The organism is Neorhizobium sp. PAMB6716 (genome assembly GCF_058242805.1).
Genome location: NZ_CM177835.1, coordinates 3,556,758 through 3,574,019, shown reverse-complemented (window position 1 = coordinate 3,574,019; position 17,262 = coordinate 3,556,758). Strand labels below are relative to the sequence as shown.

General features: G+C 61.4%; 6 protein-coding genes. 3 read left to right on the top strand and 3 right to left on the bottom strand.

The features are described 5' to 3' along the window. Positions 1-92: 92 nt before the first annotated feature. Both AC4CWH_RS17240 and AC4CWH_RS17235 read left to right on the top strand, forming a co-directional pair. The gene (locus tag AC4CWH_RS17240) at positions 93-773 is read left to right on the top strand and encodes an amino acid ABC transporter permease (protein WP_491319678.1); all 681 of its coding nucleotides are present in this window, start codon (positions 93-95) and stop codon (positions 771-773) included. Continuing rightward, a complete protein-coding gene (locus AC4CWH_RS17235; protein ID WP_491319677.1) occupies positions 770-1,531 on the top strand; it encodes an amino acid ABC transporter ATP-binding protein in 762 nt (253 codons plus the stop codon). The genes AC4CWH_RS17240 and AC4CWH_RS17235 overlap by 4 nt, the downstream gene beginning before the upstream one ends. A 22-nt stretch (positions 1,532-1,553) precedes the next feature. Here the strand turns inward: AC4CWH_RS17235 and pyc are convergent, their stop codons facing one another. Continuing rightward, entirely contained in the window at positions 1,554-5,015 is a 3,462-nt protein-coding gene (pyc, locus tag AC4CWH_RS17230; protein ID WP_491319676.1) for a pyruvate carboxylase, read from the bottom strand. Positions 5,016-5,123: 108 nt separating this feature from the next. Further along, positions 5,124-5,864, bottom strand: coding sequence for a helix-turn-helix transcriptional regulator (locus AC4CWH_RS17225; protein WP_491283284.1), 741 nt, complete (start codon positions 5,862-5,864; stop codon positions 5,124-5,126). Positions 5,865-6,098: 234 nt separating this feature from the next. Here AC4CWH_RS17225 and AC4CWH_RS17220 point away from each other — a divergent pair, with 234 nt between their 5' ends. Then, positions 6,099-7,913, top strand: coding sequence for a glucan ABC transporter ATP-binding protein/ permease (locus tag AC4CWH_RS17220; protein WP_491319675.1), 1,815 nt, complete (start codon positions 6,099-6,101; stop codon positions 7,911-7,913). A 545-nt stretch (positions 7,914-8,458) separates the two neighbouring features. Here AC4CWH_RS17220 and AC4CWH_RS17215 read toward each other — a convergent pair. Beyond that, the gene (locus AC4CWH_RS17215; protein ID WP_491319674.1) at positions 8,459-16,939 is read right to left on the bottom strand and encodes a glycoside hydrolase family 94 protein; all 8,481 of its coding nucleotides are present in this window, start codon (positions 16,937-16,939) and stop codon (positions 8,459-8,461) included. Positions 16,940-17,262 lie beyond the last annotated feature (323 nt).

Below are 17,262 nucleotides of genomic sequence, written 5' to 3'. Positions count from 1 at the left end.
CGATGCCCCATATGACTGAGAAGGCGGAGCTTTGAGCTGCCGCCTTTTTCGCTTTATACCGTTTTCCAGAACCTTGTCGGAGACCACCCACCGTGCCGCACTGGCTGCAACTGATGGCGGATGCCCTGCCCTCCCTCCTCTGGGCGGGGCTGATCTTCACCATCCCGCTCACCCTTCTCTCCTTCGCCTTCGGGCTGGCGCTCGGGCTCCTCACCGCGCTGACGCGGCTTTTTGCGGCAAAACCGCTGGTGGCCGTGGCGCGCTTTTATGTCTGGGTGATCCGGGGAACGCCGCTTCTGGTGCAGTTGTTCGTCATCTTCTACGGCCTGCCGAGCGTCGGCATCCTGCTCGATGCGTTTCCGGCAGCCCTCATCGGCTTTACGCTGAATATCGGCGCCTACAGTTCGGAAATCATCCGCGCCGTCATCTCCTCGGTGCCGAAGGGCCAGTGGGAAGCGGCCTATTCCATCGGCATGTCCTGGCGTCAGGCGATGATCCGCACGATCCTGCCGCAGGCCTCGCGTGTGGCCGTGCCGCCGCTTTCCAACACCTTCATCTCGCTGGTCAAGGACACTTCGCTTGCCGCTGCCATCACCGTGCCGGAACTTTTTCAGGCCGCACAGCGCATCGTTGCCACCACCTATGAACCGCTGATCCTCTATATCCTCGCCGCCCTCATCTATCTTGCCCTCAGCACGGTTCTTTCCACGCTGCAGGTACATCTCGAAAAGCGCTTCGCCCGCTATGGCGGCATGCTGGAGGCCAATTCATGATCGAGCTTTCCCACATCGAGAAGCGGTTTGGCGAAGCCGTCATCCTGAAGGATATCAGCCTCACCATGGCAGAAGGCAGTGTGACGGCGCTTGTTGGCCCCTCCGGCGGCGGCAAAAGCACGCTTCTGCGCTGCATCAATCTTCTGGAAATCCCAAGCAAGGGATCTCTGACGCTGGGCGAGCACACGCTTGCGTTTGCGCCGGACAAGAAGGTTGGCTGGCCTGATATCCAGCGCATCCGCCGCCAGACCGGCATGGTGTTCCAGAATTTCCAGCTGTTTCCGCACCGCACGGCGCTGGAAAACGTCATGGAAAGCCTGTTGACCGTGCTGAAATGGCCGAAAGAAAAGGCCCGTACACGCGCCATGGAACTGCTGACCAAGGTCGGCATGGCGCATAAGGCCGACGCTTGGCCGGCAACGCTCTCCGGCGGTCAGCAGCAGCGCGTGGCCATTGCCCGGGCGCTCGCTCCCTCGCCGCGCGTTCTTCTCTGCGACGAACCGACCTCGGCACTCGATCCGGAGCTTGCCGCCGAAGTGGTGGAGGTGCTGGCAAAACTTGCCGCCGAAGGCACGACCATGGTGATGGCAACCCATGACCTCAGGCTTGCCTCACGTATTGCCGATCATGTGGTGTTTCTCGAAGCCGGCCGGGTGATCGAAACGGGCAAGGCTCGCGACGTGTTCGATCATCCGCGCGAGGAACGTACCCGCCAGTTCGTCGCAACCGTGACAGCCGCCCAGACCCAAGAGGGTTGAGCGGCCATCATTTGTTCAGCCGTCAGGCGGCGTAAACGATCAAAAGGTCCTTGGCGTCGATCTGGTCTCCGGCCTTCACCAAGACTTCGGTGATCGTGCCGTCTTTTTCCGCATGCAGCGCGGTTTCCATCTTCATCGCCTCGATGGAGAGAAGCACGTCGCCGGCCTTCACGGTCTGGCCGGAAGAGACGAAGACGCGGGAAATGACGCCCGGCATCGGCGCACCGAGCTGGGCCGCATTACCCGCTTCCGCCTTGCGGCGCACAAGCGCACCGGAGGCACCAAAGGCCCGATCCGGCACCTTGATGCGGCGCGGCTGGCCGTTCAGCTCGAAGAAGACCGTGACGAGGCCCTGCGCATCCGGCGCACTGGCCGCCTGGTTGACGATGACGAGCGTCTTGCCCTTTTCGATATCGGCAAACAGTTCGTCGCCATCACCCATGCCGTAGAAATAGGCAGGCGTCGGCAGAACCGAGACCGGGCCATAGGTATCCGAAGCTAGCGCGAAATCCGTAAACACCTTCGGATACATCAGGTAGGAGGCGAACTCGAAATCGCTGACCGGGCGTTCGAGCTTGTCCTCGATCACCTTACGTTCAGCATCGAGATCGGCATCGGCCAGCAGCGAGCCGGGGCGCACGGTATAGGGCGCATCGCCCTTCAGCGCCTTTTTCTGCAGCGCCTGCGGCCATCCGCCGGGCGGCTGGCCGAGATCGCCCTTCAGCATGGAGACGACCGAATCCGGGAAGGCGATGTCGCGCTCGGGGTTTTCGACGTCGGCGACGGTCAGGTCCTGGCTGACCATCATCAGCGCCATGTCGCCCACCACCTTGGAGGACGGCGTCACCTTGACGATATCGCCGAACATCTGGTTCACATCCGCATAGGTCTGCGCCACCTGATGCCAGCGGGTCTCCAGCCCGAGCGAACGGGCCTGTTCCTTGAGATTGGTGAACTGGCCACCCGGCATTTCATGCAGATAAACTTCCGATGCCGGCCCCTTGAGATCGCTTTCGAAGGCCGCATACTGGTTGCGCACCGCCTCCCAATAGAACGAGATGCGGCGGATCCAGGCCGGATCGAGGCCGGATGAGCGCTCGGTGCCGGAGAGCGCCTCGACGATGGAGCCAAGGCACGGCTGCGACGTGTTGCCGGAAAACGCATCCATCGCCGCATCCACCGCATCGACGCCGGCATCGATCGCGGCAAGCACGGTGGCGGCCGAAATGCCCGACGTATCATGCGTGTGGAAATGGATCGGCAGGCTGGTTGCCTCGCGCAGCGCCTTGAACAGCACGCGCGCCGCAGCCGGCTTCAAAAGCCCCGCCATGTCCTTCAGTGCAATGATATGCGCGCCGGCCTTTTCCAGTTCGACGGCGAGATCAGTATAATATTTGAGATCGTATTTCGGCCGGGCGCTGTTCAAGAGATCGCCCGTGTAGCAGATCGCTGCCTCGCAGAGCTTGTTCTCTTCCTGCACCGCGTCCATCGAGACGCGCATGTTGTCGACCCAGTTCAGGCAGTCGAAGACGCGGAACAGATCGACGCCGCCCTTTGCCGCCTGACGGACGAAATATTTGACGACGTTGTCAGGGTAGTTCGTATAGCCGACGCCGTTTGCACCGCGCAGCAGCATCTGCAGGAGAAGGTTCGGCGCGCCTTCGCGCACCAGCGCCAGCCGCTCCCACGGATCTTCGGTGAGGAAGCGCATGGAGACGTCAAAGGTCGCGCCGCCCCAGCATTCGAGCGACAGCAGGCCCGGCAGCGCGCGGGCATAAACGCCGGCAATGCTCGCAATGTCATGCGTGCGCATGCGGGTGGCAAGCAGCGACTGGTGGCCGTCACGCATGGTGGTGTCGGTCATCAGCACGCGCTTTTCGGCGCGCATCCATTCGGCAAAACCCTTCGGCCCCAAGGCATCAAGTTTCTGCTTCGTGCCGTCAGAAATCGGCGCGTCGATATAGGGCACGACAGGCTTGGGCGCCTTGTCTGCCGGCTTCGGCCGGCCCTTGGTTTCGGGGTGGCCATTGACCGTAACGTCAGCGAGATAGGTCAGAAGCTTGGTTGCACGGTCTTGGCGCTTCACCTGCTGGAAAAGCTCGGGCGTCGTATCGATAAACCGCGTCGTATAGGTGTTATCGCGAAAACTCGGGTGGCCGATGATCGCTTCGAGGAAGGTAAGGTTGGTCGCGACACCGCGGATACGGAATTCGCGTAGCGCCCGGTCCATGCGGCTGATCGCCTCCTGCGGCGTGCCGCCCGAGGCGGTGACCTTGACCAGCAGCGGATCGTAGAAGCGGGTAATGATGGCGCCCGTATAAGCGGTGCCGCCATCGAGCCGGATGCCAAAGCCGGCAGCCGAGCGGTAGGCGGTGATACGTCCGTAATCGGGGATAAAATTCTGCTCGGGATCTTCCGTGGTGATGCGGCACTGGAGCGCATGACCGTTGAGGCGAATGTTCTCCTGGGCCGGCACGCCCGATTCCGGCGTGCCGATGGCAAAACCTTCGAGTGCGTGGATCTGCGCCTTGACGATATCGATGCCGGTGACGACTTCCGTCACCGTATGCTCCACCTGGATGCGCGGATTGACCTCGATGAAGTAAAATTTGCCGGTGTCGGAATCCATCAGGTATTCCACCGTGCCGGCGCCGACATAACTGGTGGCGGCTGCGATCTTCAGCGAATAGCCGGCAAGCTCCTGACGCTGCGCTTCGCTCAAATACGGTGCCGGCGCGCGCTCGACCACCTTCTGGTTTCGCCGCTGGATCGAGCAGTCGCGCTCGAAGAGATGAACGACATTGCCATGGGTATCGCCAAGGATCTGGCTTTCCACGTGACGGGCGCGCTCGACGAGCTTTTCGAGGTAGACCTCGTCCTTGCCGAAGGCGGCCATCGCTTCGCGTTTGGCTTCCACGACTTCCTTGGCGAGGTCTTTCGGATCGCGGATGGCGCGCATGCCGCGCCCGCCGCCGCCCCAGGAGGCCTTCAGCATCACCGGATAACCGATTTCTTCGGCCATGCGGGCAACTTCTGCCATATCGTCCGGCAGCGGTTCGGTGGCGGGAACGACGGGAACACCGACGGAAATGGCCAGATTGCGGGCGGCCACCTTGTTGCCCAGCCGGCGCATCGTGTCAGCGCGCGGGCCGATGAAGATCAGGCCGGCAGCATCGCAGGCCTCGACGAATTCCGGGCTTTCCGACAAAAGCCCGTAACCGGGATGGATGGCATCGGCGCCCGAGAGCTTTGCGACCCGAATGATTTCGGAGATCGACAGATAGCTTTCAATCGGCCCCATGTCCTTGGCAAGATGCGGGCCGCGGCCGACCTGATAACTTTCATCCGCCTTGAAGCGATGCAGCGAAAGTTTGTCCTCCTCCGCCCATATGGCGACGGTCTTGATCCCGAGTTCGTTGGCGGCGCGAAACACGCGGATGGCAATTTCGGACCGGTTCGCAACAAGAATCTTCGAAATCTTCAAGACAGTCTCCCCAATGTCATTCGCGGGCATGCTGCACCCGCGAAGAGATCATTACCGCCTTTTCACGGAAGTTCAATTTCCCGTGGTCAAAATTCTGTCAGCTTCCCGTCAGCTTACCAGACCGAGACGAAAGGCGGTGGCAATAACATGCTGGCGGTTCTTGGCGCCAAATTTTTCCTGGATCACATTGATATACCAGTCGACCGTATGGCTCGAGATCTGCAACTCCTTGGCAATCTCGTTGGAGGTCATGCCATCGGAGAGAAGCGACAGCACCTCCATCTGGCGTTTTGTCAATTCGGTGTCGAGAACCGCAAGCTTTTCAAGCTCGCTTGCCGTGCCACGCAGTTCGAGAAAACGCCAGAACAGCCGGCGCATGGCCGATTCAAACAGCGAAACCTCCGCCGGCGACAGATCGACCGCCCCGCCCCCCAGCGCGACGTGGCCGAGCAGGCCGTTGCGGCCATGGACCGGGAAAGTATAGCCATCTATGAGACGGTATTTCGCGGCATCCTGCAACAGGCGCAACATACGCTTGCGATAGGGATCGTTCTTGAAGCTGTTGATCGCATCCCGCCAGCGGTAAGGACGCTGGGCCACCATCAGCATGCGGCGAACAGGATCGACCAGTCCGTATTTCTTGGCGACATACGCCTTGCGCCAGCCTTCCGGCCAATGGCCCGCCAGCATGAAATCGGAAAGATCGGCATTCGGCTTGTGGTGCAACCACACGCCATAAAAGTCGAAACCGTACGCGGAAAGGAGATTTTCAAGTTCCCGCGTAAGTTCTTCAGGCGATTTGATTTCGTTTATTAATATCAAAACTTGCAGAATTGAGTGAATCTTCACTCATACCCCCTGCCACGGATAGCCATGGTCAATTATTGTTTAAACTACTTTACCCCCATTACCCGCACCAGCCCTGTTGCATTCCTGTTAGCATGAACTGAAGTAAGGCGACGATATTCCATAGTGGGCTCTATTCTCGCGGCGATTGCAAGGGGGATCTTGTGGCACGGGGGCGATAGCCATAATGCTCCACAAGGCAGGGTGGCATCGTCGTTCACCCTCCATACAGGTCCGATGCGCTATGTCAGGATCGATGCAGTCAGTATCGAGGTAATATCTTTGAGCTTGTTTCAGGTTTATGCGAGAGCGCTGAAATACTTAGGATCCAGCAGGGTCCGGGTGTCTCTCGTCGTTGTGGCGAATATCGTGCTGGCCATCATCACGATTGCCGAACCGATCCTGTTCGGCCGCATTATCGATGCGATCTCCGGCGGTGGCGACGTTACGCCCATCCTCATCCTCTGGGGTGGCTTCGGTGTGTTCAACACGGTGGCCTATGTGCTTGTCGCCCGCGAGGCGGACCGGTTGGCGCATGGACGCCGCGCGACGCTTCTGACAGAAGCCTTCGGCCGCATCATTTCCATGCCGCTGTCCTGGCATCACCAGCGCGGCACGTCGAATGCGCTGCACACGCTGTTGCGCGCCAGCGAAACGCTGTTCGGCCTCTGGCTGGAATTCATGCGCACGCACCTGGCAACCGCCGTTGCTCTGGTGCTTCTGGTGCCCACAGCGCTTTCCATGGACTGGCGTCTGAGCTGCGTGCTGATCGTGCTCGGCATTGTCTACTGGATCGTCGGTCGCACGGTGATGAACCGGACCAAGGAAGGCCAGGCCTCCGTGGAAGGCCACTATCACACGGTGTTTTCGCATGTGAGCGATTCCATCAGCAATGTTACCGTGCTGCACAGCTACAACCGTATCGAGGCAGAAACCCGCGCGCTGAAGAGCTACACCGAGAACCTGCTGTCGGTTCAGTATCCGGTGCTGGACTGGTGGGCACTGGCCAGCGCGCTCAACCGCATGGCCTCCACCATCTCGATGCTGATCATCCTCATCATCGGCGTCATTCTGGTGCGCGATGGACAGATCCGGGTCGGCGACGTGATTGCCTTTATCGGCTTTGCCAATCTTCTGATCGGCCGCCTTGACCAGATGCGCCAGTTCGCCACGCAGATTTTTGAAGCCCGTTCCAAGCTGGAGGATTTCTTCAACCTGGAAGATTCCGTCAAGGAACGCGAGGAACCGGCCGGCGCCATCGATCTCCACGACGTGCGTGGCGAAGTGGAATTCCGTAACGTTTCCTTCGATTTTGCCAGCACGACGCAAGGCGTTCGCGACGTGTCCTTTACCGCAAAGGCTGGCCAGACGGTGGCGATCGTCGGCCCGACGGGGGCCGGCAAGACAACGCTCGTCAACCTTCTGCAGCGCGTCTACGAACCACAATCCGGTGCAATCCTCATCGACGGAACCGATGTCGCGAAGGTCACCCGCAAATCGCTGCGCCATTGCATCGCGACCGTCTTCCAGGACGCCGGCCTCTTGAACCGCTCGATCAGCGACAATATCCGGCTTGGCCGCGAAGGTGCGTCTGACGCGGAAGTGACGGCTGCTGCCGAAGCGGCCGCCGCGACCGACTTCATTGAAAGCCGTCTTGCAGGTTATGACACGCATGTCGGCGAACGCGGCAACCGCCTTTCCGGTGGCGAACGCCAGCGCATTGCGATTGCCCGCGCCATCCTGAAGAACGCGCCCATCCTCGTGCTCGACGAAGCCACCAGCGCGCTCGACGTGGAGACAGAGGCCCGCGTCAAGGAGGCCATCGACCGGCTGCGCCAGAACCGCACGACCTTCATCATTGCCCACCGTCTTTCGACCGTGCGCGATGCGGATGTGGTGCTGTTCCTCGATCATGGCCGGATCATCGAGAAGGGCACCTTTGACGAGTTGAGCGCCATGGGCGGCCGTTTTGCCTCGCTTCTGAAGACCAGCGGCATTCTGGCCGATGATACGAAGACAGCAGAGACCCTCGCCCTGCCGCAACCGGCCTGACAGCCTGCCCGCGGACCGAAGCCTTTCCGCAAGCACCTGCAAGAGCATCGTTTATTCCACCAGCAGACCGGCTATACATGACGTGTAGCCGGTCTTTTTGCGTCCGGTGCCGACCTGTGCGGCACCGCGCGGGTCAACAGGCCATACGGCCGACACTGATTACGGACGTCCATCCTCATGACCATGTGAGAAGTGGCGGTCTTCATACCTTGGATTTCAGCGGGATAGCTGCGCGGCAACCCCTTTGATCCCTGCTGCGGAGGAAGTCCATTCGTCTCTGCGGGCTTTGTGGCGATAAGAGGATGCGCGCCTTCCATGCCATCCCCGATGCCGGCCATACCGTGCCACCGCCACCACGCACAGTGCCCTCCAGAACCATCGGACGGCCGACACGACTTGGGATGCGGTCAAATGTGTCCGACGAAATGACGTTCCGTCTCCATGCAAGTCCGCCGCCGCTGCGGTCCGGCGCAGGATCAAAGCAAGAAGGCCCGACTTGCAAAAGCGAGCCGGGCCTTCTTGCATTCGTTGACGGTCCGCAAGGATCAGGCGAGCAGGATGCCCTCGTCTGCGACAACAGGCGTTCCATCCACCGTGACCACGGCTTCCGTCTCGCCGACTGCCTTTTCCACGACGATCCGGCGGCTCTTGCCGGCCAGCAGAAGATCGGCGGTAAAGCCGGTCCATTCGCTTGGCAGAACAGGGCGAACGAACAGGCGGTTGCCTTCGCGGCGGATACCGAGAATGCCTTCGACGGCGGCGCGGTACAGCCAGCCGGCCGATCCCGTATACCAGGTCCAGCCGCCACGGCCGGTGAGGTCGCCGACGCCATAAACGTCTGCGGCCACCACATAAGGCTCGACGCGGTAGGTTTCGGCAGAAGCCTGATCCAGCGCGTGGTTGACCGGGTTGAGGAGCTGGAACGCCTTCCAGGCATCGTCACCGCGCTTCAGGCCGGCGAGCGCCAGCACGACCCAGATGGCCGCGTGGGTATACTGGCCACCGTTTTCGCGCACGCCCGGCGGATAGGCCTTGATATAACCCGGGTCCTTCGGCGTGTTGGCAAAGGCCGGCGTGAAGAGGCGGATGATGCCATCCTTCTCGTCCACCAGCTTTTCCATCACGGCATTCATCGCCTGTTCCTGACGAGCCGGATCACCTTCGCCGGAGAGCACGCTCCACGACTGGCCAAGCGAATCGATGGCGCATTCGAGGTTGCCATTGGCACCGAGCGGACCGCCATCGTCAAAATACCCGCGACGATAGTAGGTGCCATCCCAGCCGGCGGTTTCGAGCGCCTGCTTCAGCGATCCCAGATGCGCCGTCCAGCGGCTGACGCGACCGTCATCGTTGCGCGCTTCTGCATACGGCAGGAAGCGGCGCAGTGCGGCGGCGAGGAACCAGCCGAGCCAGACGCTGGTGCCGCGTCCGCCCACGCCGACGCGGTTCATGCCGTCGTTCCAGTCGCCGCCGAGGATGAGCGGCAGACCATTGGAGCCGGTACGGACAATCGCCAGATCCAGCGCACGGGCGGCATGCTCGTAAAGCGAGGCCGTCTCCGAGGAGATCTCCGGCTTGTAGAAGGCGTCGTGCTGGCCGGGCGTCAGTGCCGTACCCTGCAGGAAGGGTAGTTGCTCTTCCAGCACGGCGGCATCGCCGGTCGTGTGGATATATTCGTGCGTGGCATAAGCAAGCCACACCACGTCATCGGAGATGGTGGTACGCACGCCGGCACCCGTGCCCGGAAGCCACCAATGCTGCACGTCGCCTTCCTTGAACTGGCGGCTTGCGGCATTGACGATCTGGCGGCGGGCCAGATCCGGCTCGTGCAGCAGGAAGGCCAGCGTATCCTGCAGCTGGTCGCGGAAGCCGAAGGCGCCCGACGACTGGTAGAAGGCCGTGCGCGACAGGATACGGCAACCGAGTGCCTGATAGGGCAGCCAGGTGTTGACCATATTGTCCAGCGCCTTGTCCGGCGTCTGGATCTTCAGGCGGCCGGTAAAGTCCTGCCAGAAACCATTGGTGGTTTCGAGCACGGTTTCGAAGGACGAAGCCTTCACATCCGCGGCAAGCCCTGCTGCCTCTGCGCGTGTTCCGCAATCCCCCATGAAGAAGGTCACGACCTTCTCCTCGCCGGGCGCCAGCTCGATATCGCAGGCAAGAGCGGCGCATGGCGCGCCATCCGGCTCCAGCGCACCGTTCAGACCGGAAGCGGTGATAACCGCCGTCGGCGCCGCAATCGAGCCGAAGCGGCCGATGAATTCGCGCCGGCTGGTGGTGAAGCCAGACGCCGTGACATCGGTACCGAAGAAGGCCGTGCGATGGTGATCGATGCTATAGGGGTTGGTCGCAAAGAGCGCGCCCGTTGCCTCGTCATGACCGCTCAAGATGAAGGACTGTGTGCGCTGCGGATTGTTGCCGAGGATCCATTCGGCATAACCATAGACGCGCAGGCGGCGGGTCTCGTCGCTGGTGTTGGCAATGGTGATCTTCGAGAACTTCACCGGGCGCGTGCGATCAACCGTTTGCGTCAAGGTGAGGGAAAGGCCCTCTTCCTTGGCGGTAAAGGTTGAATAACCAAGGCCATGGCGGGTTTCGAAGGCGACCGATGGCCGGCGTGAGAGCGCGGCAAACGGTGTCGAGACCTGCAGGCTTTCCAGATCGGCGACATAGAAAGCTTCGCCCGGACGGTTGATGACCGGATCGTTCGACCACGGCGTCAACTGGTAATCGCGCGAGTTCTGGCTCCAGGTGAAGCCGGCTCCTTCGGCAGAAATGTGGAAGCCGAAATTCTCGTTGGAGATCACGTTGATCCACGGCTGCGGCGTGGCGCCGCCACCGGCAAGACGCACGACATATTCCGTGCCATCGCCAGAGAAACCGCCGTAACCGTTCCAGAAGTCGAGATCGGTGGCAGGCGTTGCAACCGGCGCACCGAAATTGTCGGCAGACAGAAGCACGCGGCGATCCGTTTCCACCTCGACGCCGCGCGGCGACGAGAAGAGCGAGACGGCGCGGTTCACCTGATCCTCGATCTTGCCGTTGCGAGCGTGAAGAACGACACGCGAGGCGGCAATCAGGGCGGCCCAGGTTGCCTCGTCCATCAGGTCGCGGCGAAGCGCAAACACCTGCTGGCGCCCATCGGACTGGCCAAGGCGGCGCACGCTTTCGCTGATATGATCGATGGCGTGCTGCATATCCTGCGCGTAGGAGGCAGGCTTTTCATTGACGACAGCAAGATCGGCCATGACACCGCGCGAGCGCAGGTATTCCTGCGCCGACAGCGCCTCCTTCACCACATCCATGTCGATTTCGTCATTGATGCGCAGTGTGAAGATCGGCAGGTCGCCGGAGATCGACAGGCCCCAGAGCTGGCGCTGCGAGGCAAGACCGGCTTCCACCGTTGCCGCATCGGCGCGCAGATACATGTCGGGATAGACGAGATAACGGCCGAGATGCTGGAAGGCGGCCGCCTGCTGGGAGCTGATGCCGATATGGCGCATCTGCACCTGCACGCGGGTCCAGGCCTGCGTCAGTTCGGAACCAAAGGCATCCGGGTGACGATAGCGCTCGATGGCACCGTCGAGTTCCTCGCGGCTCGGGGCAGCAATCGTCCAGAAGATGACGCTGACCTTCTTGCCGGCGGGCACGCGCACGACGCGGCGCAACGACAGGATCGGATCAAGCGTAAAGCCATCCGTGCCGGAGAGCGTCGCATCCTGATCGAAGGCGGCCGCTTCGGCAAGCGTGCGGCCACGGCCGATAAAGCGGCGACGGTCCGTTTCGAACTCGGTCGGGCGCGACGAGCCGGCATTGTCGGCGGCCAGATGCGCGATGTGCATGGACGGTTCGTTCGGGTTGCGCTTGTTGCGCCAGGCACGGATCACATCGCCGCGACGGCCGATCTCGGTGCGAATGAACATGCGAGAGAACACCGGATGAGCGTTGTCGTCATCCTCGTTGGCAATGACCGGCTCCAGATAGGACGTCACTTCGATGAAGCGGTCTTCGGTGCCGGTGTTCAGAAGCGTCAGGCGACGGCCTTCCGCATCGTGTTCGGTTGCCACGATGCATTCGACGGTGCTGGTGAGCGTGCCGACAGTCTTGACGAATTCGGCCTTTTCATCGCCGAACACGGTTTTGACCTTTTCGCCTTCCGCCCGGCGCGGCTCGGCGGTGGTCGACCACCACTGGCCGCTTGCCGTATCGCGCAGGAAGAGGAAATTGCCCCAGCGATCCTCGACCGGATCGGCCTTCCAGCGGGTGACCGCCATGCCGTTCCAGCGCGAGTAACCGGTGCCGGTTGCCGTCAGCATGGTGGAATAATGACCGTTCGACAGGAAGACCAGTTCGCGGTCGCGGCTGGCCGGATCCTGAATGGTGCGGATTTCCGAGCGCAGCAGATCGGCCTGGCCCTTGCCGGGCGTTTCCGGCTCATACTTGGAGCCCATGACGGGCACTTCGCGCGGCGCTTTTTCCTGCAGCAGAAGTTCAGCGGCTTCCACCACCGGATCGGCGTGGAAAAGCTCGCGCAGCTTGCCGTTGTTGACGACGTTGGCAATGGCTGCAATCGACATGCCATGGTGGTGGGCATAATAGTTGAACACCACGGCGCATTTCTTGCCTTCCGGCACGCGCGTCGGCGTGTAGTCGACGGCATCATGGAAGCCGTATTTGCCGAGCGCCCCGACGGCACGCAGCTTTTGCAGGTTTTCCAGCGCTGCCAGCGGGTTGTATTGGCTGGCCAGGATCGAGGCATAAGGCGCGATGACGGCGTTCTGGCCGAGACCGCGCTTCAGGCCAAGCGTCGGCACACCAAAGTTCGTGTACTGGTAGTTGAGGTTATGGTCGCGGGCATTAAACGCGGCCTCCGAAATCCCCCAGGGGATGTTCAGCCGGCGGCCGTGGTTCATCTGCTCCTCGACGATCAGGTTGTTCGTCTGGTTCAGAATCCCGCCCTGACGCTCCTGCATGACGAGCGGCGGCATCAGGTATTCGAACATCGAGCCCGACCAGGAGATCAGCGCGCCGCGCGCACCGATCGGCACGACCTGGCGGCCGAGGCGATACCAGTGTTCGGTCGGCAGATCGCCCTTGGCAATCGCAAACAGGCTGGTCAGGCGGCACTCAGACGCCAGAAGGTCGTAGCAGGCCTCGTCGAGGTCGTTGCTTTCGACACGGTAACCGATCGACAGCAGACGCCGGTCCTTGCGGTAAAGGAAGGTGAAATCCATCGAGAAGGCGAGCGTGCGGGCACGGTCACGCAGCTGCGTCAGGCGCTGGCGCAGCGGCTCGATATTGGTCATGTCGAAGGTGGTATCGGCGATATGCGCTTCGCAGGCACCCACCAACGATTCCGCCCAGCGGGTGACTTCCGTGCTCTGCGCGGAACTCACCTCATGATCGAGGTTGGAGGCCAGCTTCTGGATGTCACGCGCGAGAACCGCAAGGTTGATGATGCGGATCGAGGCAAACTCATGCTCGCGCTTGACGGCTGCCAAGGCATTGGCAAAGCCGATGATCCGCTCTTCCAGACGCCGGCGCAGCGGACGGACCGTCTTGCGATCGTCAGGCAGTTCCTTCAGCACTTCCGACAGGATGCCGGCAACGTCGCCGATGCCATCGAGCGAGGCCTGCAGATGCGCGGACGGTGCTTCCGCCCATTCGCGGCAGGCGGAAGAGACGGCAATCAGGTGGCCGGCAAGGTTGCCGCTATCAACAGTCGAGACATAACGGGGGCCGAGCGTCAGCAGGCTATCGGTATGATACCAGTTGAACAGGTGGCCGCGGAACTTGTCCATCTTTTCCACGGTCGCAACCGTGTCCTCGATACGCTCCAGCGTATCCTGGAAGCTGATCCAGCCGAAATGACGCGCCGAGACGACGGAGAGCAGGTAGACGCCGATATTGGTGGGCGAGGTGCGCTTGGCAACGATCGGCTCGGGCTTTTCCTGAAAGTTGTCCGGCGGCAGGAAATGCTGGTCTTCGGTGACGAAGGCCTCGTAATAACGCCAGGTACGGCGCGAGATCTTGCGCAGTTCCACAGAGACGGCTTCCGGCACGAAGAGGCGATCTTCGGTTTCCGCCGACTGACTGACATACCAGGCAACGAGCGGCGAAAAAACCCAGAGAAGCACGAAGGGGATGCCGACGAGGAAGGCATTGTCATCCGGCAGCGCGGCAATCATCAGCGCCACGACGGCGGCCACCGGCGCATGCCACATGGAGCGGTAATAATCCTGCGGCGTGCCCTGCGCCGACGACTGGATGCTGGCGGCAGTGCGCCATTCCAGCATCTGCTTGCGGCTGACGAAAAGGCGGTAGATCGAGCGCACGATGGCATCGATCATCCGGAAGGCGGAATCGGCGATAAAGACGATGCGGAGCGCCACCTGGGCATTGGCCGAGCGGATATCCGACCAGACGGAATAGAAATGCGCGCTGGGCACGATATCGGTCGAGCGCGGCACGATACCGGTGATGAGCGACAGCGTCGGCGCGACAAACAGCGAGAAGATCAGCAGGATCTGCCAGATCAATGCGCCGAGCGGATCCATGAAATACCAGCCGAGCACGGAGGCGAGGAACCAGGCGATCGGGGTGAGCGACCGGCGCAGGTTGTCGACCATCTTCCAGCGGCCAAGGGCAGTGACGCCACGCAGCGGATCAAGGATATAGGGCAGCAGCTGCCAGTCGCCACGCGCCCAGCGATGCTGGCGCGACACTTCCACCTCGTAGCGGGTCGGGAAATCCTCGACCAGTTCCACATCGGTGATGAGGGCGCAGCGGGCAAACGAGCCTTCCAGAAGGTCATGGCTCAACACGGCGTTTTCTTCGACGCGGCCGCGCAAGGCGGTCTCAAACGCATCGACGTGATAAAGACCCTTGCCGGTGAACGAGCCTTCGCCGGTCAGATCCTGGTAAACGTCGGAGACGGTAAAGACGTAAGGATCGATACCCCGGCTGACGGAATAGACGCGCTGGAAGACGGAAGCGTCCTTGCCCGTCGTCAGTGACGGCGTGACACGCGGCTGCAGCAGTGCATAACCGTGAATGACGCGGCCGGACTTCGGATCGTGGACCGGACGGTTGATCGGGTGATGCAGCTTGCCGACAAGCTTGGTGGCCGCATCGCGCATCAGGCGCGTATCGGCGTCCAGCGTCATTACATACTGTACGTTTTCGGGCACGGTGTTGGCGCCCTGAAGATAGGTCGTATCCTTGTCGCCGCGCAGCAACAGGTTCAGCTCGTGCAGCTTGCCCCGCTTGCGCTCCCAGCCCATCCAGACACCTTCGGAAGGGTTGTAGAGGCGGCGGCGATGCAGAAGATAAAACCGCGTCCGGCCATCGAAGGCATAACGGTTGCTGAGCAAGGTGATCTCGCGACGGGCATATTCCAGCACTTCGAGATCCGCATCGGTCTGCTCGATGGCGCTGTCTTTCCAGTCGCTCAAAAGCGCGAAATAGATCTCGCCATGCGGGTTCGCGAGGTAATGAACCTCGAGATTGCGCACCAGTTCATCCACCGTATCACGGTTGTTGATGATGCAGGGCACCGCCACAAGCGTGCGGGCGTCTTCCGGAATACCGTTCTTGAACTCGTAGCCGACAAGCCGTGAGGGCTTCACCACATAGGTGACGAGCGTGTTGAAAAGGCCTGTCGCGCCTTCCGACGCCGGCAGCGAGAACATCAGCAGGAACAGCACGATGACCGGCCAGGACATGCCGGCATGGGCGAGAAAACCGCCGACGATGGCAAGCGCAAGGAAGGTCAGCAGCAACACAGGCACGGCAACCGACAGCCAGTTCATCGACTGGATGGTGCGGGTGATGCGCTGCCCGATGGTCGGCGTGTAACCGACCGCCTTTTCCAGTTCCGGACGGTACATGCCGGTGAGGAAGGCGCCGACATTGGCCTTGTGCGGATCGGGCTCCGGCGCACTGCGGGCTTCGTCTGCCAGGGCGATGGCGGCACGCGCCACTTCGATTTCGCTCTTGCCGCAATAACGCGCAAGCTTTTCGATGCGGTTGCGGTAGGAGTTGCGCGAGCCGAAATCCAGCTCGTTATAGTCGCTCTGCGCGCGCAGAACCTGGTCGACAAGGCAGACTTCCTCGAACCAGACGCTCCATTCGGTATCGTCGATCTCGCGCAGGCTCTTGATGATGTTGCCCATCGTCACGTTGCCGGAGGAGAGGCGGTTGTGTTCCGCCATCATCACTTCTTCGGTGTCGGTGCCGGCCTTTTCCAGCTGGGCTTCCAGCCAGGAAATGGCAAAACCTGACGATTGCGAGGCGTTGCGAAGACGATAGACGAACTGCGTGGCAAAGGTATTGTCGCCGGTCAGCGGCTGGATGCGGGAAAAAAGATCGCTGCAGGCGGCTTCGTCGTTGAGACGGATCACCTCGTCGGCCGCTTCGTTCGCCTTCTGGCGCATGTGGCGCGAGCGCTCGACGCGGATGGAGATGCGGCGCAGGTTTTCGATCAGCACAAAGCGCATGAAGGACGGCAGCGCCCAAAGCTCGCCGATTTCAAGCGACTGATGGACCTGGAACCCTTCGGTCATCGCCGTCAGGTTATCGCGCGACAGGCTGCTATGAGTATGGGCAACGTAGAGCCAGGCGAGCGCCAGCACACGCGGTATCTCGATGGAACCCACCCGCATCGTCGGCAACTGCTTGTAGAACTTGCGCGGAAAGTCACGGCGGACTTCCTGGATCGCTTCCTCGACGATGTAGTGGTTGTCGAGCAGCCATTCCGCCGCCGGCGTAATGGTGGCGCCGGCTTCCACGTCCCTGGCCGTCGAGCGGTAGACCCGCAGGATTTCCTTTTCGTTTTCCTTGTGCCGCTCGCGGAAATCGAAGGACATGAAGCCCGGCAGCGATTGGGTTCCGTCGCGCGCCAGCGCTTCGCCGCAGGCGCGCAGATCCTCTGCATTGAAATAGGTCGCGCGGATCGCCTCGTTGTGGTCGATCTGCTTACCTTCGGTTTCACGCGGGGTCGCGGCAGGCGTATTATGAAATGACATTGTGGCGGCTTCTAAGAATTGAGTGGCACTGTCTTAGCGAAAGAGCGGGGTCGGCTGGCGCCGATAACTCAGGTCCGGTTCGGCTTCATGAGTGCAAATAACGGAAGGGAGGACGGCACCGGGCGCAGGAGCGCGGGGCGGCCGAAAACGCGAACGAAAGGACACAACCTGTTCACATGCTTCTCCAAAACTATCACCGCTCGCCTCTATCCCGCCAGGTCTGAATGAAACCTGAACGTAATCAGCCGGTTGGAAGACCAGATCGATGCCTGATGCGGGGCCACGCGACAAGACGCGATGCACGCTGACGGATGTAAGCCGAA